Genomic DNA, 20,621 nt, shown 5'->3' on the forward strand with positions numbered 1-20,621 from the left:
TGGCACTAACTCAGGGCCTAGGCCTCCTTATCCCGGCCTTCCTGGGGCTGCTAGACTGGCCGCAGACCGAGAGGGATGCCCTGCCATGCGCGATACCGTCGCCCCACCCCTGCGCCAGGCCGATAGCCGGGCCCGGGACCCCCAGACCGCCGCCGCCGAGCTGGCGGCGGCGCTGCGTCATCCCCAGCTGGGCCTGGTGCTGTTCTTCTGCAGCGCCGAGTATCCCCTGGCGGCCCTGGGCGAGGCGCTGACCGCCGCCTTCGGCGAGGTGCCCGTGGCCGGCTGCACCACCGCCGGGGAGATCACCGCCGAGGGCTACGGCCGGGAGCGTATCGTCGCCATCGGCTTCGATGCCCGCCATTTCGCGGTCTCCCTGGCCCTGATCACGGATCTTGAGGCCTTCGAGCTGGTCCAGGCCCAGCGTCTCTGCGATGACCTCCTGGCCGACTGCCGACGGCATGCCCTGGCGCCCATCGCCGAGCAGACCTTCGTGATGACCCTGCTGGATGGCCTCTCCAGCCGTGAGGAGCAGGTGCTGGCGACCCTGGACGCGGCCCTGGGCAGTATCCCCAGCTTCGGTGGCTCGGCGGGGGACGACAATCACCTGGCCCATACCCATGTGTTCTGCGAGGGGCGTTTTCACGGCCGCGCCGCGGTGGTGGTGGCCATCAATACCCGGCTGCCCTTCGAGGTCTTCAGCACCCATCATCTGCGCCCGCGGGGCGAGAAGCTGGTGGTGACCCGCGCCGACCGGGAGCGACGCCGGGTGCTGGAGCTCAATGCCATGCCCGCCGTCGAGGCCTATGCCCGGCTGGTGGGGCTGGCCCCCGAGGCGCTGGACGCCGGCGTCTTCGCCCGCCATCCCCTGGCGGTGCGCATCGGCGAGGATTGCTTCGTGCGCTCCATCCAGGGCGTCAATGCGGATGGTAGCCTGAGCTTCTACTGCGCGGTGGAGACCGGCATCGTGCTCACCGCCATGACCCCGGCGCCGATCCTCGAGGACCTGGCCGCCACCCTGGATGCCCTGGCCCGGCGGCTGGGACCGCCGACGCTGATCATCGGCTGCGACTGCTTCCTGCGGCGCCTGGAGATCGAGGCCCTGGGGCAGGAGGAAGCGGCCTCCCGCCTGCTGCAAGAGCGGCGGGTGATCGGCTTCAATACCTATGGGGAGCAGCACCATGGCCGACATATCAACCAGACCTTCACCGGCGTCGCCCTTGGACCTGCCGGGGATTGAAGCGGGCGGGAGCCGCGAGGCGCTGGCCGAGGAGAACGCCCGCCTGCGGCGCATCTGTGCCGCCCTGATCGAGCGGGTGGAGTCCAGCGCCCAGCCGGGCACCGCGCCCTATGCCGCCTTCGAGCATACGGTGGTGCTGGCCGAGCAGGTGCGCGAGCGCACCGAGGCCCTGCGCCAGACCCTGGAGGCGCTGCGCGAAGCCAAGGCCGAGGCCGAGGCGGCCAACCTCTCCAAGACCAAGTTCCTGGCCGCGGTCAGTCATGACCTGTTGCAGCCGCTCAATGCGGCGCGGCTGTTCACCAGCGCCCTGGAGTCCCAGGCCCTGGCCGAGGAACCGCGGCGCCTGGCGTGGCATATCGGCCGCTCCCTGCAGGACGTGGAGGCGCTGCTGGGCACCCTGGTGGATATCTCGCGGCTGGATGCCGGGGTCTTGACCCCCGATCGCGGCAGCTTCCCGGTCGGCGAGCTCCTCGACGTCCTGGCCGAGGAGCATCGCCAGCTGGCCGCCGCCGAGGGCCTCGACTTCCGCTATGTGCCGAGCCGGGCGGTGATCGACTCCGACCTGACCCTGCTGGCCCGGGTGGTGCGCAACCTGCTCGGCAATGCCATCCGCTATACGACGTCGGGGCGGGTGCTGCTGGGCTGTCGGCGCCGCGCCGAGGCCCTGGAAATCTGGGTGGCCGACAGCGGCAGCGGCATCGCCGAGGACCAGCAGCGGGCGATCTTCCAGGAGTTTCGCCGTGGCCCCGCCGACCGGGGCCGGGCCGATCGGGGCCTGGGCCTGGGGCTGGCCATCGTCGAGCGCATCGCCGGCCTGCTCGACCACCCCCTGGGGCTGGTCTCGCGGCCCGGGCACGGCTCCCGGTTCTCGATCCGGGTGCCCTATGGGCGGGCCTATCCGCCGGCGCCGCCGGAGGTCGGGGCGGAGGCGCCGCTGACCGGGCTCCGGGCCTGGGTGATCGATAATGACCCGGGGATCTGCGCCGGCATGGCGGCGCTGCTCGAGGGTTGGGGCTGTCGCGCCCTGACCGCGACCCGGGTCGACGACCTGGAGCGCGGCGAGAGGGCGGACCTGTTGATCGTCGACTATCACCTGGGGGCGGCGGATGGCCTGGCGGTGGCGGATCGGCTGCGCCGGGAGTGTCCCGGGCTGCCGGTGATCCTGATCACCGCCAACCACGACGCCGAGCTCAAGGCCGCGGCCCGGGCCCGGGGCTATGGCTACCTGCTCAAGCCGGTCAAGCCGCTGCGCCTCAAGATGGCCATGCTCGCCTTGCAGCGCCCCGGCGGGGGGGAGTCAGGCCCGCCTTAGCCAGTCGCTGGCCAGCAGGATCGCCTGGACCCGGCTGCTGACCTTGAGCTTGCGCAGGATCGCCGAGACATGGGTCTTGACGGTGGTCTCGGCGATATTCAGGCGAAAGGCGATCATCTTGTTGGATTCCCCCCGCACCATATGCGTCAGCACCTCCCGCTGCTTGTCGGTGAGCCCGGTCAGGGGATCTTCCTCGGTGACCGGGGCGGGGCGGCTGGGCGCTGGCCGTCGCATGATCGCCGGGGGCAGATAGACCTGGCCGTCGAGCACCTGGCGCAGGGCGTCGATCAGGGCCGCCCGGGGCGTCGACTTGGGGATATAGCCCACGGCCCCCAGCTCCAGGGCCTCGAGCACGGTGGCCCGGTGCTGCTCGGCGGAGACGATGACCACCGCCAGCTCCGGCGCGGCCTCGCGCAGCCGGGCCAGGCCACTCAGGCCATCGGCGTCCGGCAGTCCCAGGTCCAGCAGCACCAGGTCCAGCGCCTCATTGGTCTCGGCGAGGCGCAGCGCCTCCGCGAGGCTGGCCGCCTCCAGGACCTCGGTGGCCTCAAGGCCGGCGGCGATCACGCCAACGATCGCTTCGCGAAACAGGGGGTGGTCGTCGGCCACCAGCAACCTATGCATGGACGCTCCTCGTTGTCGTTTATCGCCTCCTCCCAAGGGAGGAGGCGTCCTCCTGCCATGGCATGATGCCCCGACCGTCGCCGCTGGCCAACACTGGGAGGTGTCCGATTCAACAACGATAATCTCAGGAGTTACGCCATGATCTACGCCAATCCCGGTCAAGCCGGTGCCGTCATCAGCTTCGAGCAACGCTACGGCAACTATATCGGCGGCGACTTCGTGCCGCCGGTGAAGGGGCAATACTTCGACAACGTCAGCCCGGTGAACGGCCAGGTGTTCTGCGAGATCCCGCGCTCGAGTGCCGAGGATATCGAGCTGGCCCTGGATGCCGCCCACCAAGCCGCCCCGGCCTGGGGCAGGACCTCCGCCGCCGAGCGCGCTAACCTGCTGCTGAAGATCGCCGATCGCATCGAGCAGAATCTCGAGACGCTGGCCGTGGCCGAGACCTGGGACAACGGCAAGGCGGTGCGCGAGACCCTCAACGCCGATATTCCGCTCGCCGTCGACCACTTCCGCTACTTCGCCGGCTGCATCCGCGCCCAGGAGGGCAGCGCCGCCGATATCGACGCCAACACCGTGGCCTATCACTTCCACGAGCCGCTGGGGGTGGTGGGGCAGATCATCCCCTGGAACTTCCCGCTGCTGATGGCCACCTGGAAGCTGGCCCCGGCGCTGGCCGCCGGCAACTGCGTGGTGATGAAGCCCGCCGAGCAGACCCCGGCCTCGATCCTCGAACTGATGAAGCTGATCGGCGACCTGCTGCCGCCGGGGGTGGTCAATATTGTCAATGGCTATGGCGCCGAGGCCGGCCAGGCGCTGGCCACCAGCACGCGGATCGCCAAGATCGCCTTTACCGGCTCCACCCCGGTGGGCGCGCATATCCTCAAGTGCGCCGCCGAGAACATCATCCCCTCCACCGTGGAGCTGGGCGGCAAGTCGCCGAACATCTACTTCGCCGATATCATGAACGCCGAGCCCGAGTTTATCGACAAGGCCGCCGAGGGCCTGGTGCTGGCCTTCTTCAACCAGGGCGAGGTGTGCACCTGCCCCTCCCGGGCGCTGATCCAGGAGTCCATGTACGACGCCTTTATGGCCAAGGTCATGGAGAAGGTCAGTCAGATCAAGCGCGGCAACCCCCTGGACACCGAGGTGCAGGTGGGCGCCCAGGCCTCCCAGGAGCAGTTCGACAAGATCATGTCCTATATGGCGATCGCCCGCCAGGAGGGCGCCGAGTTCCTCACCGGCGGCGACAAGGAGAGTCTCGAGGCGGGCATCGACCAGGGCTACTACATCCAGCCGACCCTGGTGAAGGGCCATAACAGGATGCGCGTCTTCCAGGAGGAAATCTTCGGCCCGGTGGTGGCGGTGACCACCTTCAAGGACGAGGCCGAGGCGCTGGCCATCGCCAACGACACCGAGTTCGGCCTCGGCGCCGGGGTCTGGAGTCGCGACATCAACGTGGCCTTCCGCATGGGCCGCGGCATCCAGGCCGGCCGCGTCTGGACCAACTGCTACCACCAGTACCCGGCCCACGCCGCCTTCGGTGGCTACAAGAAGTCCGGCGTCGGCCGCGAGACCCACAAGGTGGCCCTCGAACACTACCAGCAGACCAAGAACCTGCTGGTCAGCTATGACATCAACCCGCTGGGATTCTTCTGATCGGCGAGTCGGTGGGGTAAGTCGTGTGGAAACTTGGGGACGCCATGGGCGTCCCCTTTTTTCTGGCCCCTCGAACAGGCACTCTGTCCCCTGGGAACGCCTCGCCCAAGGGAGCCGCCATGTCCGATAGCCTCGACGACGATCTGCATCACCAGCGCCTGGCGCAGGTGGCGCGGCTGCTGCGGGAGAGCGGGGCCCGCCGGGTGCTCGACCTGGGCTGCGGCACCGGCTGGCTATTGCAGTTGCTGCTCCAGGAGCCCCGGTTCGAGACCCTGGTGGGGCTGGAGCAGTCCGGGGAGCTGTTGGCCCAGGCCCAACTGCGCCTGGCGGCCCGGCCCGAGGCCGGCGGCGGGCGGCTGCGGCTGATCTGTGGCTCCTATGCCGAGGCGCAGCCCGAGCTTGCCGGCTTCGAGGCCGCGGCCATGGTGGAGACCCTGGAGCATATGCCGCCGGGGGCGCTCTCCCTGGTGGAGCGCCGCGTCTTCGCCGAGCTGGCCCCGGCGCGGCTGGTGCTGACCACCCCCAACCACGACTACAACCCCCTCTACGGCCTGGCCCCCGGCGAGTTCCGCGACCCCGACCACCGCTTCGAGTGGGGCCGCGCGCGCTTCCGCGCCTGGGCCCAGGGGGTGGCGCGGCGCCACGGCTATCGGTTGCGCCTGGGGGGCATCGGCGAGTGGCACGAGTCGCTCGGCCAGCCCAGCCAGTTGGCCATCTTCGACGCTGGCCCCTGCCCCTAGCCCTGGGTCTCCGCCTCCTGCAGCAGCAGCCCCAGTTGGGCGCCCAGCCTGAGGTCCTCCTCGACGCCGAAGTGACGATAGCGCAGTCGCCCCCGGGCATCGAAGAGCAGGGTGCTGGGGGTCCCCTCCAACTGGTAGGCGCGCATGGTGCGGGGCAGGGGATCGCCCGCGGGCCCGGGGGCGTCGATGCCCACCGGGAAGTCGTAGCCATGCTCGGCGAGAAACACCGCCAGGGCCGCGGGGCCCATCACCGCATGGTGCTCGAAGACCGTATGCAGCCCCACCACGGTCAGCGGCGTGCCGGCCAGTAGCCGGGCCACCCGCTGGGTCTGGGGCAGGCCATGCAGCACGCAGCCGGGGCAGAGCATCTGGAAGGCGTGGAGCAGCACCACCCGGCCGCGCAGCTCGGCCAGGCCGAGGGGGCGCTCGCTATTGAGCCATTGTGAGACCTGCCACTCCGGGGGATGATCCATGGGGCGTTCCTCGCTGGCGTTGCCTTGAGGATAGTCCCGGACTGGATAGTCCCGGACTGGATAGTCCCGGACTGGATAGTCCCGGACTGGATAGTCTCGGGCTGGATAGCCCCATGGGCGGGGCTCGATCAGGCGTTGGGGGTCAGGCTGACGATCCGGCCCGGGGCGGCATCCAGGGCCTCGCTCAACTGGGCATAGTCGATGGTGACCTCCGCCTCGGCCTTGAGCGTCTCCAGGGTGGCCAGGGCCTCCAGTCGATGGCTCAGGGCCTGCTCCTCCACCTCGGGGGTGGCGAAGGACTGCGCATAGAGGGTGTCGTCCTGCCAGGCCGCCTTGAAGGGCTGGTCGATCAGGTGCACCGGGGTGTCCACCGGCACCGAACGGAACAGCGCCTCCACGTCTTCCGGGAACATGCGGATACAGCCGCGACTGGCGCGCATGCCGATGCCGTCGGGGCGGTTGGTGCCGTGGATCAGGTAGCCGGGAATCTCCAGCAGGATGGCGTGGCGGCCCAGGGGGTTGTCCGGCCCCGGCGGCACCACGGCGGGAGCCTCCTCGCCCCGGGCGGCGGCCTCCTCGCGCACCGAGGCGGGGGGATACCAGGCCGGGTCTTCCAGCTTCATGGTGGTGCGGGTGGTGCCCAAGGGGGTGTCGAAGCCCTCGCGGCCGATGCCGATGGGGTAGGTCTCGACCCGCGGCGTCTCGCCCTCGCCCACCTCGGGATAATAGTAGAGTCGCAGCTCGGCGATATTGATCACGATGCCGTCCCGGGGCGCGTCCGGCAGCAGGTGCTGGGCGGGGATCACCACCTCGGTACCCTCGCCGGGCAGCCACAGGCTGACATCCGGGTTGGCCTGGCGGATCTCCTCGTAGCCCACGGCGTGCTCCCGGGCGATATCCAGCAGGGTCTCCTCCTGGCTCGCCGTCACCGTATAGGGCTCGCCGATCAGGCTGCCCTGGTCCGGTAGCGGGTAGTGGCCTCGGGGCCACTCCTCGGCCTGGGCGACCGGCGCCAGGGTGGTCAGCACCAGGGTCGCCAGGCCCAGCAGGGTGCCGGCGAAGCGGGTGGGACGGGGGCGAGCGTCGAGCATGGGGACTTCCTCAAGGGCCAGGGCTGGGCCCATGATACGCTATCACTCCCCGGCCCGGGAGAGGGCCAGCAGCTGGGCCTCCCGGTGTCGGCGCCGGCGCAGGTCCCAGAGTACGGCGCCCCCCAACAGCAGGAAGCCGCTAAGCTCCAGCCAGGCCAGGTAGCTGACGAAGAGGGCATAGCCCACCAGCAGGGCGCCGAGCAGGCCGAGCAGGGCCGGGGACGCCTGGCGGTGGCGACCCCCCGAGACCGCCAGCACCCCCAGGGTCGAGAGGGTAAAGGCGGCGATGGTGCCGGCCCAGAGCCCCTCGTTCAGGCTCGGCCGCAGGCCCAGCAGCGGCAACAGGGCAACCAGCGCCAGGGTGCCATAGCAACTGAGCAGGGCCAGGCCGAAGGCGGCCAGTCCCGCCAACCCATGCCCCCGCAGGCGTCGCCATAGGCGGCGCGGGTCGAGTCGTCGCCGGGCGCGTTGCCAGGGGCTGGGTGGTGTCTCGGCGCGGCGCATTCGCCACTCCATGCTGCGGGCGCCGAAGCCCTGGGCCACCTCCCGGGTCTGGGGGCTGGGGCTCAGGGCGAAGTAGTCGTGTTCGCCCAGGGGCTCGATGGCCTCGAAGCCCGCCTCCCGGAACAGGGCGACGAGTTCCTCGTCGACGCTGGCCCCCACCACGCACTCCACCCAGAGGCGCGGGTCCTCGTGGCAGTCCACCGAGACCGGGCGACGAATCACCACGTCGGCCAGTTGCAGCCACCCGCCGGGGCGCAGCACCCGGAACATCTCGCGCACCGCCCGGCGCTTGTCCGGGACCAGGTTGAGGGCCCCGTTACTGGTGATGCCGTCGATGCTGGCATCCGCCAGGGGCAACTGCTCCGCCGAGCCGCGGATCACGCTCAGTCGGGAGAGCCCCCGCTCGCGGATCGTACGCTGCAGCTTGTGGGTCATGGCGGCGGTCAGGTCGAGGGCGAACACCCGCCCCTCGGGCCCCACCCGCTCCCTGGCGATCAGGCTGTCGACGCCGGCCCCGGCGCCGATATCCAGGACCCGGTCGCCGGGGCGGATCACCTCGCCGCGCCAGGGGCAGCCGACGCCGGCGAAGGCGTCGAGCGCCGCGCCGGGGAGCCGGTCCAGCCAGGCCGGCGGATAGCCCAGGGCCTCGCAGGCGTTACGCCCCACCGGGAAGTGGAAGCCCGCCTCGGGACGACGGGCGACCTCGGCGTACATCTGCTGTACCGCGCCGAGGATCTGCCGGCGGGAGTAGCCTAGGATGGCGACCATGGGGAGTCTCCTTGGGCATCGGAATTCGCGGTTTCCAGTTCATCCAGCAGGCGCTCCAGGCGTCGCCTGAGGCGCGGCGGCGCCGGCGTGTCCATGGCCTCGCTGAGGCGCGCCCGCAGGCGGCGTTCGAACTCGGCGCGGCCGAAGCAGGCGTGGCAGCGCGCCAGGTGGTGTTCGATCACCGCCCGGTCGGGGGCCTCGAGCTCCTGGTCCAGGTAGTCGAAGAGGCGCGCCATCACCTCCTCGCAGCTCGGCTCTCTCGGCATCATGGGGCGCCCTCCTCCGGTGTGTCGGTCTCGACCAGGCCACGCTCCCTGGCCTGCAGCCACAGGCGATGCTGCAACTGGCCGCGGGCCCGGCTCAGCCGCGAGCGCACCGTGCCCACCGGGATGCCCAGCAGTTGGGCGGTCTCGGCATAGGTGTGGCCCTCCACCTCCACCAGCACCATCACCAGCCGGAAGTCGTCGGCCAGGCCATCCAGGGCCCGCGCCAGTTCCTCCTTGAGCAGGCCGTTGAAGAAGCGCTCCTCGGTGGTCCCCCACCACAGCAGGAAGGGTTGATGCAGGCGTTCGTAGAGGCAGAAGCTTTCCTGGGCCTCGTCCAGGCTCAGGTCCGCCTGGGGGCGACAGCGGCGTCGCCGCCAGTCGCTGATAAAGGTGGTGGTGAGGATATGGAAGAGCCAGCCCTCGAAGCGGCTCGGGTCGCGCAGCTCGTCGAGGCGTGTCCACGCCTTGGCGACCGCCTCGGCGACGATATCCTCGGCATCGTCCGGGTGGCGGGTCAGGCGCAGGGCGCGGCCGTAGAGGCGATCCATGACCGCCTCCAGCCGCGCCTGGAACCACTGGCGGCGCTGTTGGGAGGGAGTCGCCGGCTGCAAGGTCATGGTGCCTTCTCGCGCGTCCCCGGGGCGGGTGGCCGAGCCGTCCGGGACGGGAGCAACAATGGGGCTGACAAGGGACATGGCGCACCTCTGAGCCTGGGCCAGGCTCGCCGGGGCGGCAAGTCGGGCGCCTCGCCAGGACGCCGGCGGGGGGCGTAGGGTTCCCGAAGCGAGCCCGGGAACCCTTCGTCGTCGAGGCGCGTCCTGGGATCCACGACATGCTCACCATGTCGTGACTCACAGCCGAAGAGGAGACGCATCATGGCCATCACGACGCCGGCCGCGGTGGATCGAGGCGAACTCGAGTCCCGGGTCAAGGCGATGTATCGCGAGGTCGCCGAGACCCCGGAGGGGGACTTCCACTTCGAGATGGGGCGCGCCCTGGCCGAGCGCCTGGGCTATGCCCCCCAGGCCCTGGACCGCATTCCCGCCGCGGCCATCGACTCCTTCGCCGGGGTCGGCCATTTCCTCGACCTGGCGGCGATCCAGCCCGGCGAGACGATCCTCGACCTGGGCAGTGGCTCCGGCCTGGACAGCCTGCTGGCCGCCCTGGCCACCGGCCCCCGGGGACGCGTGCTGGGGCTCGATATGACCGAGGCCCAGCGCGACAAGGCCTCCCGCCTGGCGCGGCAGGGCGGTTTCGATAACGTCAGCTTTCACGCCGGCTATATCGAGGCGCCGCCCTTCGATGACGCCAGCGTGGATGTGGTGATCAGCAACGGCGTCATCAATCTGTCGGCGGACAAGCCCAGGGTCTTCGCCGAGGCGGCCCGGGTACTCCGGCCCGGCGGCCGCCTGGCGCTGGCGGATATCGTCACCGAGTCGCCGTTGCCCGACGGGGTGAGCTGCAACGCCACCCTATGGGCCGCCTGCATCGGCGGCGCCATGCAGGAAGATGACTACCGGGCGGCCATCGAGGCGGCGGGGTTCGCGATCCGGCGGGTCCGCGAGCATCCCGAGTACCGCTTCCTGACCGATTCCGCCAGGGGCGCCGGCGAGACCTATGGCGTCAAGAGTATCTCGCTGCTGGCCATCAAGGCCTAGCCGCTATCCGAGAGAGGAGACTCCGATGAAAACCATCATCAAGCTGTCGGCACTGACCCTGGGCCTGGCCATCGCCCTGCCCATCACCGCGGCCCTGGCTCAGGACGATGCCCTGCCGGCCGGCTTCGAGGCCGAGCCGGTACTGCGAACGACCACCACCCGTGACGGCGATCCGATCGCCTGGCCCCAGGGAACCGCGGAGATCGTCTCGGTGATCGGTACCATCGAGCCCGGCGGTCGCACGCCCCTGCATCAGCATCCGGTGCCCGTCTACGTCTATATCCTCGAGGGCGAGGTCGAACTGCGCACCGAGGGTGGCGACCCCCATGTCTATGGTGCAGGAGAGGCCTATATCGAGGCCCTCAACCGGGATCACCAGCTCTTCAATATGACGGACAGCGACGCCAAGGTACTGGTGGTGTTCGCCGGGGCGGAAGATCAGCCCACCACGGTGACCTCCCAGTAGGCGGCTCAGGCGGTGGCGCTTGGATACGCTAACGGCGGCCCCTCGGGGCCGCCGTTAGCGTCGATGCCATGGCGAGTGGCGGTTAGCCCAGGTCGCCGATGGCGCCGGGCATGGCGTGGACATTGGCGCTATCGGAGCGGGACAGGGCCAGGAACTCCAGGTGGCGCTCATACTCCGCCAGCACGTCGCTGATCACCTGGCCACGGGTATGGCCGTTGAGGTCCTGCCCCAGGCCGCCCTCGGCCAGATAGACGTCCAGGCGCAGGTAATAGTCGTCATCCGCCGGCAGGAAGCTCGGGGCGCGCATGCGGTGGGGGCGAATCTGGTAGACGAAACTCTGAGCCTCGTCGAAGTCCACCTGCAGGGTGAGTCGCGGCAGGGGCTCGTCCTCGACCTGCTCCTCGCTGACGCTGGCGCTCTGGCCGCGGCTTTCCAGCTCCTGGGCGAATTGGGTCAGGGCCGGGCGAATGGCGTGCTCGATGGTGGCGGCGGCGCCGGCCCGGTTGGAGGCGTCCAGGGCCCGGTCGAGGCGCTCGCGCCAGTCGCCGCCGGGGGCGGTGCCGGCGATGCGGCGCCGCGCATCGGCCTTGTCGCCCTCCAGGCGCAGGGCCCGATAGAGCCCCGCCATGATGGCGAAGATCACCACCGAGAAGGGCAGGGCGGTGACCACCACGGCGCTCTGCAGGGCCGCCAGGCCGCCGGCCATCAGCAGGGCCACGGTGACCAGGCCGATCACCGCCGACCAGAAGATGCGCAGGCGCACCGGAGCGTCGTGGTTGACGTCGGAGAGGATGGAGGTGAAGTTGGCCAGCACCAGGGCCCCGGAGTCCGCCGAGGTAACGAAGAAGACGATGCCCAGGATGGTCACCACGGCGGCGGTCAGGCCCACCCAGGGGTAGGACTCCAGCAGGGTGTACATGGTGGTCTGGGGCGTATTGATGGCCTGCTCGCCGAGTTCCACGGCACCCTGGGCCACCAGCTCGATGCCGCTGTTACCGAACACCGACATCCACACCATCATAAAGGCCAGCGGGATGCCGAGGGCCCCGGCGACGAATTCACGGATGGTGCGTCCGCGGGAGATGCGCGCCAGGAACAGGCCGACGAAGGGCGTCCAGGCGATCCACCAGCCCCAGAAGAAGATGGTCCACCACATCTTCCAGTCGTTGGCCTCCTCGCCGGCGAAGGCATAGGTGTCGAAGCTCTTGGCCACGAAGCCGGCGAAGTAGTCGCCGGCGTTGTTCACCAGCTTGTCGAGCAGCTGCAGGGTGTGGCCCTGGAAGAGCACGAACAGCAGCAGGGCCAGGGCCAGCAGCATATTGAACTCGGAGAGGCGGCGGATGCCTTTCTCCACGCCGCTGACCACCGAGATGGTGGCCATGATCACCACCAGGACGATCAGGATCACCTGCACCGAGAGGCTCTCCGGCACATCGAACATGTAGTTGAGGCCGTAGTTGAGCTGCATCACCCCGATGCCCAGGCTGGTGGCGATGCCGAACACCGTGGAGATCACCGCGGTGATATCCACCGCATGGCCGATGGGGCCATGGATGCGCTTGCCCAGCAGCGGGTAGAGGGCGCTGCGGATCGCCAACGGCAGGCGGTGGCGGTAGCTGAAGTAGGCCAGGGCCATGCCCATCAGCACATAGAGGCCCCAGCCGGAGAGGCCCCAGTGCATAAAGGTCTGCACCACGGCGGCGCGCATCGCCTCCTGGCTTTCCGGGGTCATGTCCGGCGGCGCCAGGTAGTGGGCCACCGGCTCGGCGACGCTGAAGAACAGCAGGTCGATGCCGATACCGGCGGCGAACAGCATCGCCGACCAGGAGAGCAGCGAGAATTCCGGACGGGCATGGTCGGGGCCCAGGCGGATGCTGCCGAAGCGCGAGCAGCCGATCAGGATCACGAAGACCAGGTAGGCCACCACGGCCAGCATGTAGTACCAGCCGAAGGTCTGGTTGACCCAGGCCAGGGCGGCGTCGAAGAAGGCGCCGGCCTCTTCGGTGAAGGTCATGGTGAGGACGAGGAAGACCAGGATGCCGGCCACCGAGCCGTGGAAGACGGCGGGGTTGAGCCGGTCTCGTCGCTGGTTGTCTTGATTCATGGGGGACTCCCTGAGTTATTGATATTGTGTCTCGCACCGAGGGGGCCGGGTGCAGGGGTTGGGATCGTCGTTATTTTGATTGAACACGCAATTAAAATAGCGGTGATCTCATCGCCCTGCCTGCCTCTGGGCCGGCCAAGGTCGCAACGGGATACAAGACACGCGATAAGCGTCGCGTCGGGGCAAGTGGGGAGCCGGTGGGCTTCCCTGGCACGGTCGACGAGGCGACCGGCAATCGCTAATGCATAATGGATTTTTATTGATTGCCCGTTCAAATAAAATACGCACTTCTCGATGGATCTTCAACCCGAGGTAAGGAGAGGGCGGGAGAGGGAGAAACGACGACGCCCGGCAGGGGCCGGGCGTCGTGGGGTGAGGGAAGCGTGGGTCAGGCGTCGTGGTGGCGGTGACCACGGCCCTTGCCGTGACGCTCACCACGCTCGGGGCGCATGGCCTCCTTGAGCTCGTCGAGCTGGGCCTCGTCGAGGATCTCGGCGAGGGCGGCGTGGTGAGATTCACGCAGCTCTCCCATGGCCGCTCGGCGGGCCTCCCGGTCATCGAACTCCCGGTCGCGGAAGTCGGCCAGGTCGCTGGCGATGGTGGCGCGGGTTTCCGTCAGGGCTTCACGCTGCGCGTCGGAGAGCTCCCAGCCGTCGATCAGGGCATCCAGGCGCTCCTGCATCGCGGCACGGCGCTGCTCGCGATGTTCCTGACGGGCCTCGGCCAGGGCCTGACGCTGCTCCTCGCTAAGCAGCGCCTCCACCTCGGCGCGGTGTTCGGCATGCAGCTCGCGCAGCGCCGTGTGGTGAGCCCGACGGGCCTCGTCGATGGCGGCGCGGGTCTCGGCGTCCAGGTCGAGGCGCTCCAGTAGGGCCTCGTGGCGGGGGCCGGCGTCATGATGGCCAGCGTGGTGGCCGCCGCGCTGGCCATCGGCCAGGGCCGTCAGCGACAGGGGGGCGATGGCCAGGGTCAGCAGGGCGGGCATCAGTAACTTGCGGGTGATCGGCATCGAACGTCTCCTTTGCGGTGTGTCGATGCCCCCAGTGTCGTCGCCGCTTGTGCAGGGAGGGTGCAAGCTTCGGGGAAGCGGCGACCTTATTTCACCGCTTGCCGATATGCCGGCTCATTCTTCCGGCTGGTATTTATAGCCGACGCCATAGACCGAGCGGATGATCTCTCGCTCCGGCCAGATCTCGGCGATCTTCTTGCGTAGCTTCTTGATATGACTGTCCACGGTGCGTTCCGAGACCACCCGGTGATCCCGGTACATATGATCCATCAGCTGATCCCGGGAGAAGATGCGTCCCGGGGCCTGCATCATCACCTTGAGCAGCTGGAACTCCACCGCGGTCAGTTCCAGGTCGTGGCCATCGGCCAGGGCCCGCCAGCCCTCGTCGTCGAGGCTCAGGCCGTTATCCGCCGGAGGGGCATCCTGGGCGCGGCTGCGGCGCAGCACCGCCTTGATCCGCGCCACGACCTCCCGGGGGCTGAAGGGCTTGCAGATATAGTCGTCGGCGCCCAGCTCCAGGCCCAGCAGGCGATCCACCTCCTCGACCCGGGCGGTGAGCATGATCACCGGAAGCCCCGGCCAGCGGGCGCGGATCTCCCGGCACAGGGTCAGGCCGTCGGTGCCGGGCAGCATCAGGTCGAGCAGCACCAGGCTCGGGGCCTGCTCGCCGAGCCAGGGAATCACCGCATCGCCATGGGCGAGGTGGTGCCAGGCGAAACCGTTGCCCGCCAGGTAGTCGCCCACCAGTTGGGCGATCTTGGGCTCGTCTTCCACCACCAGGATGGTGTCGTTTGGGCGCATGGCGTCTTCTCCGTCAGACATGGCTTATCGGGTCTCCTCCGTCAGGCGCGGGAAGTCGAGGGTCCAGCATAACCCGCCCAGCGGTGACGTGGAGGCGTGCATGCGCCCGCCATGAGTGGTGACCAGGGCCTTGGCGATGGCCAGCCCCAGGCCGCTGCCGCCGCTGGCGCGGTTGCGGGAGCCCTCGACCCGGTAGAGGCGCTCGGTGAGCCGCGTCAGGGCCGCCTCGGGGACGCCGGGGGCGCTGTCTTCCCAGGTCACCCGCACCCGCTCGGCGTCCTGGGTCAGGCCCACCCGTAGTCGGCCCGGGGCCTCGGTGTAGGCGCAGCTGTTGTCGAGCAGGTTGGTCCACAGCTGGCGCAGGCGCTGCATATCGCCGCGGATCGGCGCCGGGCCCTGGATATGGGTCTCCAGGGTCAGGCCGCGATCATCCAGCCAGCCCTGGGCCTCCTCCAGTCGGCCGGCCAGGCAGTCACTCAGGTCCAGGGGGGCCAGGGAGGCCTCCAGGGCGCCGGCATCGCTCTGGGCGAGCAGGCGCAGGTCGGCCACCAGGCGTTCCAGTTGTGCCACCTCCTGGGCCAGGGAGTGCAGGCTGGTCTCGTTCAGGGGGCGAATACCGTCCAGCATCGCCTCGATCTCGCCATGCAGCACCGCCAGGGGGGTGCGCAGCTCGTGGGCGATATCCGAGACCCAGCGGCTGCGGGCCTGGCGGTTGGCCTCCAGGGTCGCCGCCAGCACATTGAAGTCGTGGGCCAGGCGGGCCAGCTCGTCGTGGCCGCGTTCGGCCAGGCGCATGCTGTAGTCGCCCTCGGTGAGGCGCCGGGTGGCCAGGGCCATGCCGCCGGTGCGGCGCCCCAGCCACCAGGAGAGGCCGCCGGCCAGCAGCAGCGAGGCGACCACCAGGGAGGCGACGATGATGCCGAGGTTGCGCTGCTGGCGCTCCAGGAACACATGGTCCATGCGCGCCATCAACGACTCGGGGCGCCGGTAGCCCAGGGAGCCGACCTTCTCACCGTCGCTCTCGATGGGCAGCCAGACCAGTTCCGGCGCCTCCTCCTCGTCCGGGTGCTGCTGGAGGCCGATCACCGGCAGGCCCTGGGCGTCGTTGAGCACGAAGTCCCGGGCGTTGCTCAGGTCTCGCTCCAGGCGCCGTTCCAGGCCGCGGGGCTCGTCGCGGCCGGCCATCAGTTGCTGACGCACCAGGCGGTACCAGGCCCAGTGGGTCTCGCGCAGCCATTGCCAGTTGCCGCGGCGCTGCCACTCTTCCCCCAGGGACTCGGCGAGCTGGCGGGCGCGGTTGGCCTGGGTGGTCTCCAGGTAGTCGATAAAGCCCTGGTCGAGGCTGCGGGAGACGCCCACGAAGAGCAGCGCCGAGGTGGCCACATTGACCACCAGGATCACGGCGAAGAGCTTGAAACCGAGGCGCGATAGCAGATAGCGGGGCAGCCGCATCGAGGCGTCTCCAGGGGCGGGATGACGAATCAGTATGCCATCCGGGGGTGCACACTTTGGTCAGCCATTATGCAGGGAATTTGCAAGCCCTTCAGGGACAGCTATCGCCGAGCCATAGCTCGGTGGCGAGGGTCTGCGAGCGGGGCTCGTCGAGGCCGAGGATCATGCGCGCCGCGATGCGCCCCTTCTCGACGCTGTCCTGGCGCACCGTGGTCAGGCGCGGGGCCCGGTACTGGCCCTCGGCGATGCCGTCGAAGCCGGTGATGCGCAGGTCCTCGGGCACCCGTAGCCCACGCCCCTCGGCCAGGGTCAGGGCGGTCAGGGCGATGCGGTCGGACATGCACAGCAGCAGGTCGGGGCGCTCGGCGTCGGGCAGATCGAGGATCTCCTGGAGCACCGGGGCGCATACCTCGTGGGTGTTCTCCTCGATATTCCACAGCGGCACGTCCGAGGGCGTGAAACCCTGCTCCTCGAGGGCCCGATAGAAACCCGCCAGTCGTGAACGGGTGATGGAACTCTCGGGGGGCAGTAGGGTGTGGTCCTCCGTGACCCGGCCATTGCAGGGGGACTCGGTGAGCCGCAGGCTGACGATCGCCGGCCGACGCGTTGGCTTCCTCAGGGCGTGTCGGGCGATGGCGTAGCTCGAAGGCTCATTGTCGATATGCACGGTGGGATAGCCCTCGGGACTGAAGTCTATCGCCACCAGTGGGCGTTGGGCGGGCAGGTCGGCGGAGGCCATCAGGCCCGGCGGCATCAGGCCGTAGGCGATAAAGCCATCGGCTATGCTGGCCGAGCCGGGCGTCTGAGAGGCGTGCTGACGGCCCGAGAGCAGCAGCAGGGTATGGCCATGGGCATCCAGCACCTCGGCGATGCCCGAGAGCAGCTCGCTGGCTACCGCATCATTGATGCTGTAGGTCAGGCTCTCGGCGAGGATCACGGCGATGATCCGAGTGCGGCCGGTGCGCAGGCTGCGCGCCTTGGCATCCGGGCCGCGATACCCCAGTCGCCGGGCCTCGCCGAGGATGCGCTCGCGCAGGGCTGGCGACAGCTGGTCCGGGCGGTTGAAGGCGTTGGACACGGTGGCGGTGGAGACGCCGAGCTCGCGGGCCAGGTCCTTCAGGGTGATGCGGCGGGAGGGGGGCACGGAGGGCGTCTCCATTCGAAGGCTATAGAAACACTGATTTATTACTGCGCTCGATATCTTGACTGCCGGCGGTGCTCAGAATCCTCATTTAACACCGCGTAAACTCCGGTTCTTGCGCTCCGGCGGCAGCCAACCTCTCATCGCTCGCGACATAAATCAGCGCTTCCCTGTAACGATTTAGTTAGCAGCCTAGCATAGCGCGTCGGGCCCTGGGCCGCCAGTGCGGTCGGCGTCGAGGCAGTCGCCGACCGCGGGTGGCTCAGGCGATGGCCAGCCAGGTCGCCTGGCCGGGGGAGAGTTCGAGCTCGCGTCCCTCCAGCTGGGGCGCGGCCATGCCCGGCAGGGCCAGGCTCGACCAGCCGTTGGCGCCGGGCACCAGGGCGTCGAGGCGTAGCCGTGCCATCGTGGCACCCTGTCGGCCGAGATGGGCCAGGCACAGCAGGCGCCGATCGCCGTCATCACGCAGCACGGCGAAGATGTCGTCGGGCAGGGAAGCGGGATCGATCAGGGTCTGCTCACCCCGGCGCAGCACCTCACTGTCACCGCGCAGCCGCAGCAGCTGGCGGACGCGGGCCAGCAGGCTGTCGGGGTCGGCCTCCTGGCGGGCCACGGCCAGCGGCCGGTGGCGCGGGTCGACCGGCAGCCAGGGGGCGACGCCCTCGGGGCTGAAGCCACCATTCGGGTCGTCCGTCCAGACCATCGGCGTGCGACAGCCGTCGCGGCCCTTGACCTCCGGCCAGAGGTTGATGCCGAAGGGATCCTGGAGATCCTCGTAGGCCAGCTCGGCCTCGGGCAGGCCGAGCTCCTCGCCCTGGTAGAGGCACAGGCTGCCGCGCAGCGAGCAGAGCACGGCCAGCGCCAGCAGGGCCCGCGCCTCGCCCCAACTGGTGGCACTCCGGACCACGTCGTGATTGGAGAGCGCCCAGCAGGGCCAGGTGTCGTCGCCCAACTCACGGAAGCGCGCCAGGACCTCGTGAAGTGCGCCGGCGTCGCCGGTGCTGTCCAGCAGGTCGAAGGTGTAGGCCATATGCAGGCGGCTGTCGCCGGCGGTATAGGCGGCCATGGTCGGCAACTGGTCGTTGCCGGCGATCTCGCCCACGCTGGTGGCGCCGGGATACTCGTCGAGCAGGGCGCGGATGCGCTCCAGGTAGGCGAGGTTCTCGGGCTGCTCGATATTGTGGCGCTGGAACTGGTAGCTCTGGGGGTTGCCGGGCTGGACCCGCTCGCGGGGCATCGGCGGGTTGTCGGTCAAGGCCGGGTCGTGGAAGAAGTAGTTGACCACGTCGAAGCGGAAGCCGTCGACGCCGAGCTCCAGCCAGAAGCGCAGGTTGTCGAGCTGCGCCTGCTGCACCTCGGGGTGGTGGAAGTTGAGGTCCGGCTGGCTGGGCAGGAAGTTGTGCAGGTAGTACTGGCGGCGCCGCGCGTCGAAGGTCCAGGCGCGGCCGCTGAAGGCCGCCATCCAGTTGTTGGGGGGCGTGCCGTCGGGCCGGGGATCGGCCCAGACGTACCAGTCGGCCTTGGGATTGGTGCGATCCCGGCGACTCTCCTGGAACCAGGCATGTTGGTCGGAGCTGTGCGAGAGCACCTGGTCGATGATCACCCGCAGGCCCAGGGCGTGGGCGCGCTCGACCAGGGTGCGGAAGTCGTCGAGGGTGCCGAACATGGGGTCGACGTCGCAGTAGTCGGCGACGTCATAGCCGAAGTCGTCCATCGGTGAGGTGAAGAAGGGCGACAGCCAGATGGCGTCGACGCCGAGGCTCGCCACATGGTCGAGCTTTGCGGTGATGCCCTTGAGGTCGCCGATGCCGTCGCCGTTGGCATCCAGGAAGCTGCGCGGGTAGATCTGGTAGAGGGTGGCGCCGCGCCACCAGTCGTGGCGGTCGTGCGGGCGTTGCTGGGACAGGGTCATGGAAGCCTCGAAGTCTGGGGGGAGGGGCCGGCGGCCCTCCCCGGGTCCTGGGTGAGAGGAAAGCCGGCTTACCAGCGGCGGCTGAGACGGCGCAGCTCGCCCTGGAGCTGCTGCACCGCGGCGGCGCCGTCCTGATTGCCGGAGAGCACCTCGTGCACGCGGTTGAAGAAGGCGTTGGAGACCCGCGGGTAGTCGGTCGCGGTGACCGTGGCGGGGCGTGGCACGCCGTTGGTGAGGGTCGCGTAGAAGTCGCTCATGGAGGGGTTGCTGGCCAGCACCTCTTCGTCCTGGTAGAGCGCCTCGATGGTGGGGTTCATGCCCATCTGGATGGCATGGGCCTTCTGTTGCGCCTCGGAGGTGATGAAGGCGACCAGGTCGGCGGCGAGCCCCGGGTGCTCGGAGTAGCGCGACACGGCCCAGTTCCAGCCACCCAGGGTGGCCGCCGGCTCGCCCTCGGGGCCGTGGGGCAGCGGGGCCATGCCGACCTTGCCGGCCACCGCGCTGCCCTCGCCGCTGGCCAGCGACCAGACATAGGGCCAGTTGCGCAGGAAGAGCGCATTGCCGGACTGGAAGATCCCCCGGGTCTCCTCCTCGGTGTGGTTGAGCGCGCCCTCCGGGGTGATGGTGCCGATCCAGGAGGCGGCCAGGTCCAGGGCCTCGGCGGCCCGCGCGTTGTCGATGGTGACGTTGCCCTCGGCATCGACGATGGTGCCGCCGCCGTGGCTCACCACCCACTCCAGGGCGTTGCAGGTCAGCCCCTCGTAGGCGCGCCCCTGGAAGCTGTAGCCCCAGAAGTCGTCATTGCCCGCCTCGCGTTCGGCGGCCTGGACCGCCTGGGCGATCTCGGTCAGCTCCTGCCAGGTCTCGGGGACCTCGAAGCCGTACTCGTCCAGCAGGTCCTGGCGGTAGTAGAGCAGGCCGGCGTCGGTGAACCAGGGCATGGCCACCAGCCTGCCGTCGACGGTGTTGTTCTCCACCAGGGCCGGGAAGAAACCCGCGGTGGCGTCTTCCGGCAGGTGTTCGGAGAGGTCCACCAGGTGGTCGGCGAGCAGGCCCGGCCAGACGATATCGACCATGATCACGTCGATATCGCTGGATTGGCTGCCCAGTAGCTGCTGGTAGAGCGACAGCTTCTCGGTGGTGTCGTTGGGGGTGGAGACGATGTTGACCTCGTGGCCGGTCTGCTCGGCCCACTGGCGGGCGGCGATCGGGCAATAATCGGCGGCGTCGCCGGCGCCGCAGGCGATGGAGATCTCCTCCGCCAGGGCAGGCTGGGCGGCCAGGGCCGAGCCGCCGAGCAGCAGGCCGCCGAGCAGCAGGCCGCCGAGCAGCAGGCCGCCGAGCAGGCGGCGTACCGGAGCGGTGCGAGAAATAGCAATCATGGGCAACGAGCCTCGTGTTGTG

Annotated in this window: 19 protein-coding genes; 6 read left to right on the forward strand and 13 right to left on the reverse strand. The window is 69.3% G+C overall.

The genetic code is table 11. The features are described 5' to 3' along the window. Positions 1-85 precede the first annotated feature (85 nt). Both nosP and ACQ1W9_RS04745 read left to right on the forward strand, forming a co-directional pair. Positions 86-1,237 (forward strand): nitric oxide-sensing protein NosP, encoded by a 1,152-nt coding sequence (gene nosP / locus ACQ1W9_RS04740; RefSeq protein WP_431025569.1) that lies wholly within the window; start codon positions 86-88, stop codon positions 1,235-1,237. Continuing rightward, positions 1,218-2,549, forward strand: a complete 1,332-nt coding sequence (locus ACQ1W9_RS04745) for a hybrid sensor histidine kinase/response regulator (RefSeq protein ID WP_431025570.1) — start codon at positions 1,218-1,220, stop codon at positions 2,547-2,549. The genes nosP and ACQ1W9_RS04745 overlap by 20 nt, the downstream gene beginning before the upstream one ends. Here the strand turns inward: ACQ1W9_RS04745 and ACQ1W9_RS04750 are convergent. Further along, positions 2,535-3,173: a response regulator gene (locus tag ACQ1W9_RS04750; RefSeq protein WP_431025571.1), complete on the reverse strand. Its 639-nt coding sequence runs from the start codon at positions 3,171-3,173 to the stop codon at positions 2,535-2,537. The genes ACQ1W9_RS04745 and ACQ1W9_RS04750 overlap by 15 nt on opposite strands. Positions 3,174-3,311: 138 nt before the next feature. Here ACQ1W9_RS04750 and exaC point away from each other — a divergent pair, with 138 nt between their 5' ends. Further along, positions 3,312-4,832, forward strand: a complete 1,521-nt coding sequence (exaC, locus tag ACQ1W9_RS04755; RefSeq protein WP_431025572.1) for an acetaldehyde dehydrogenase ExaC — start codon at positions 3,312-3,314, stop codon at positions 4,830-4,832. Between the two features lie 119 nt (positions 4,833-4,951). Beyond that, positions 4,952-5,572, forward strand: coding sequence for a methyltransferase domain-containing protein (locus ACQ1W9_RS04760; RefSeq protein ID WP_431025573.1), 621 nt, complete (start codon positions 4,952-4,954; stop codon positions 5,570-5,572). On the opposite strand, the gene ACQ1W9_RS04765 is transcribed toward ACQ1W9_RS04760, so the two are convergent. The 5 genes from ACQ1W9_RS04765 to ACQ1W9_RS04785 all read right to left on the reverse strand — a co-directional run bounded on the left by ACQ1W9_RS04765 (position 5,569) and on the right by ACQ1W9_RS04785 (position 9,291). Continuing rightward, complete coding sequence (locus tag ACQ1W9_RS04765) at positions 5,569-6,045, reverse strand: TlpA disulfide reductase family protein (protein ID WP_431025574.1); 477 nt, start codon at positions 6,043-6,045, stop codon at positions 5,569-5,571. The genes ACQ1W9_RS04760 and ACQ1W9_RS04765 overlap by 4 nt on opposite strands. A 128-nt stretch (positions 6,046-6,173) precedes the next feature. Further along, positions 6,174-7,136, reverse strand: a complete 963-nt coding sequence (locus tag ACQ1W9_RS04770; protein ID WP_431025575.1) for a L,D-transpeptidase family protein — start codon at positions 7,134-7,136, stop codon at positions 6,174-6,176. Positions 7,137-7,178: 42 nt separating this feature from the next. Beyond that, positions 7,179-8,408: a MerC family mercury resistance protein gene (locus tag ACQ1W9_RS04775; protein WP_431025576.1), complete on the reverse strand. Its 1,230-nt coding sequence runs from the start codon at positions 8,406-8,408 to the stop codon at positions 7,179-7,181. Next, positions 8,393-8,677 carry an anti-sigma factor family protein gene (locus ACQ1W9_RS04780; protein WP_431025577.1) on the reverse strand — a complete coding sequence of 95 codons (285 nt, stop codon included), beginning with the start codon at positions 8,675-8,677 and terminating at the stop codon, positions 8,393-8,395. The genes ACQ1W9_RS04775 and ACQ1W9_RS04780 overlap by 16 nt, the downstream gene beginning before the upstream one ends. Then, positions 8,674-9,291, reverse strand: coding sequence for a sigma-70 family RNA polymerase sigma factor (locus ACQ1W9_RS04785; protein ID WP_431025578.1), 618 nt, complete (start codon positions 9,289-9,291; stop codon positions 8,674-8,676). The genes ACQ1W9_RS04780 and ACQ1W9_RS04785 overlap by 4 nt, the downstream gene beginning before the upstream one ends. A 258-nt stretch (positions 9,292-9,549) precedes the next feature. Here ACQ1W9_RS04785 and ACQ1W9_RS04790 point away from each other — a divergent pair, with 258 nt between their 5' ends. Together ACQ1W9_RS04790 and ACQ1W9_RS04795 are read left to right on the forward strand one after the other, a co-directional pair. Continuing rightward, the gene (locus ACQ1W9_RS04790) at positions 9,550-10,332 is read left to right on the forward strand and encodes a methyltransferase domain-containing protein (protein WP_431025579.1); all 783 of its coding nucleotides are present in this window, start codon (positions 9,550-9,552) and stop codon (positions 10,330-10,332) included. 25 nt (positions 10,333-10,357) lie between these two features. Further along, positions 10,358-10,798, forward strand: a complete 441-nt coding sequence (locus tag ACQ1W9_RS04795) for a cupin domain-containing protein (protein ID WP_431025580.1) — start codon at positions 10,358-10,360, stop codon at positions 10,796-10,798. A gap of 82 nt (positions 10,799-10,880) precedes the next feature. Here the strand turns inward: ACQ1W9_RS04795 and betT are convergent, their stop codons facing one another. The 7 genes from betT to ACQ1W9_RS04830 all read right to left on the reverse strand — a co-directional run bounded on the left by betT (position 10,881) and on the right by ACQ1W9_RS04830 (position 20,599). After that, positions 10,881-12,902, reverse strand: coding sequence for a choline BCCT transporter BetT (gene betT, locus ACQ1W9_RS04800; protein WP_431025581.1), 2,022 nt, complete (start codon positions 12,900-12,902; stop codon positions 10,881-10,883). A 388-nt stretch (positions 12,903-13,290) separates the two neighbouring features. Next, positions 13,291-13,911 carry a hypothetical protein gene (locus ACQ1W9_RS04805; protein ID WP_431025582.1) on the reverse strand — a complete coding sequence of 207 codons (621 nt, stop codon included), beginning with the start codon at positions 13,909-13,911 and terminating at the stop codon, positions 13,291-13,293. Positions 13,912-14,025: 114 nt separating this feature from the next. Continuing rightward, a complete protein-coding gene (locus ACQ1W9_RS04810; protein WP_431025583.1) occupies positions 14,026-14,733 on the reverse strand; it encodes a response regulator in 708 nt (235 codons plus the stop codon). A gap of 3 nt (positions 14,734-14,736) precedes the next feature. Then, positions 14,737-16,164, reverse strand: a complete 1,428-nt coding sequence (locus tag ACQ1W9_RS04815; protein ID WP_431025584.1) for an ATP-binding protein — start codon at positions 16,162-16,164, stop codon at positions 14,737-14,739. A gap of 91 nt (positions 16,165-16,255) precedes the next feature. Continuing rightward, positions 16,256-17,308, reverse strand: coding sequence for a substrate-binding domain-containing protein (locus ACQ1W9_RS04820; protein WP_431025585.1), 1,053 nt, complete (start codon positions 17,306-17,308; stop codon positions 16,256-16,258). Positions 17,309-17,567: 259 nt separating this feature from the next. After that, a complete protein-coding gene (locus tag ACQ1W9_RS04825) occupies positions 17,568-19,217 on the reverse strand; it encodes an alpha-amylase family glycosyl hydrolase (RefSeq protein ID WP_431025586.1) in 1,650 nt (549 codons plus the stop codon). A 68-nt stretch (positions 19,218-19,285) separates the two neighbouring features. Next, positions 19,286-20,599 (reverse strand): ABC transporter substrate-binding protein, encoded by a 1,314-nt coding sequence (locus ACQ1W9_RS04830; protein WP_431025587.1) that lies wholly within the window; start codon positions 20,597-20,599, stop codon positions 19,286-19,288. Positions 20,600-20,621: the final 22 nt, after the last annotated feature.

Origin of the sequence: Halomonas sp. H5 (genome assembly GCF_050613175.1) — a bacterium.
Classification (GTDB): domain Bacteria; phylum Pseudomonadota; class Gammaproteobacteria; order Pseudomonadales; family Halomonadaceae; genus Bisbaumannia; species Bisbaumannia salifodinae.

What these genes read in the sequence shown, in the direction of transcription:
- nosP (WP_431025569.1), top strand. Translation starts at nt 86, where the DNA reads ATGCGCGATACCGTCGCCCCACCCCTGCGCCAGGCCGATAGCCGGGCC.
- ACQ1W9_RS04750 (WP_431025571.1), bottom strand. Translation starts at nt 3,173, where the DNA reads ATGCATAGGTTGCTGGTGGCCGACGACCACCCCCTGTTTCGCGAAGCG.
- exaC (WP_431025572.1), top strand. Translation starts at nt 3,312, where the DNA reads ATGATCTACGCCAATCCCGGTCAAGCCGGTGCCGTCATCAGCTTCGAG.
- ACQ1W9_RS04760 (WP_431025573.1), top strand. Translation starts at nt 4,952, where the DNA reads ATGTCCGATAGCCTCGACGACGATCTGCATCACCAGCGCCTGGCGCAG.
- ACQ1W9_RS04765 (WP_431025574.1), bottom strand. Translation starts at nt 6,045, where the DNA reads ATGGATCATCCCCCGGAGTGGCAGGTCTCACAATGGCTCAATAGCGAG.
- ACQ1W9_RS04770 (WP_431025575.1), bottom strand. Translation starts at nt 7,136, where the DNA reads ATGCTCGACGCTCGCCCCCGTCCCACCCGCTTCGCCGGCACCCTGCTG.
- ACQ1W9_RS04775 (WP_431025576.1), bottom strand. Translation starts at nt 8,408, where the DNA reads ATGGTCGCCATCCTAGGCTACTCCCGCCGGCAGATCCTCGGCGCGGTA.
- ACQ1W9_RS04780 (WP_431025577.1), bottom strand. Translation starts at nt 8,677, where the DNA reads ATGATGCCGAGAGAGCCGAGCTGCGAGGAGGTGATGGCGCGCCTCTTC.
- ACQ1W9_RS04785 (WP_431025578.1), bottom strand. Translation starts at nt 9,291, where the DNA reads ATGACCTTGCAGCCGGCGACTCCCTCCCAACAGCGCCGCCAGTGGTTC.
- ACQ1W9_RS04790 (WP_431025579.1), top strand. Translation starts at nt 9,550, where the DNA reads ATGGCCATCACGACGCCGGCCGCGGTGGATCGAGGCGAACTCGAGTCC.
- ACQ1W9_RS04795 (WP_431025580.1), top strand. Translation starts at nt 10,358, where the DNA reads ATGAAAACCATCATCAAGCTGTCGGCACTGACCCTGGGCCTGGCCATC.
- betT (WP_431025581.1), bottom strand. Translation starts at nt 12,902, where the DNA reads ATGAATCAAGACAACCAGCGACGAGACCGGCTCAACCCCGCCGTCTTC.
- ACQ1W9_RS04805 (WP_431025582.1), bottom strand. Translation starts at nt 13,911, where the DNA reads ATGCCGATCACCCGCAAGTTACTGATGCCCGCCCTGCTGACCCTGGCC.
- ACQ1W9_RS04810 (WP_431025583.1), bottom strand. Translation starts at nt 14,733, where the DNA reads ATGTCTGACGGAGAAGACGCCATGCGCCCAAACGACACCATCCTGGTG.
- ACQ1W9_RS04815 (WP_431025584.1), bottom strand. Translation starts at nt 16,164, where the DNA reads ATGCGGCTGCCCCGCTATCTGCTATCGCGCCTCGGTTTCAAGCTCTTC.
- ACQ1W9_RS04825 (WP_431025586.1), bottom strand. Translation starts at nt 19,217, where the DNA reads ATGACCCTGTCCCAGCAACGCCCGCACGACCGCCACGACTGGTGGCGC.
- ACQ1W9_RS04830 (WP_431025587.1), bottom strand. Translation starts at nt 20,599, where the DNA reads ATGATTGCTATTTCTCGCACCGCTCCGGTACGCCGCCTGCTCGGCGGC.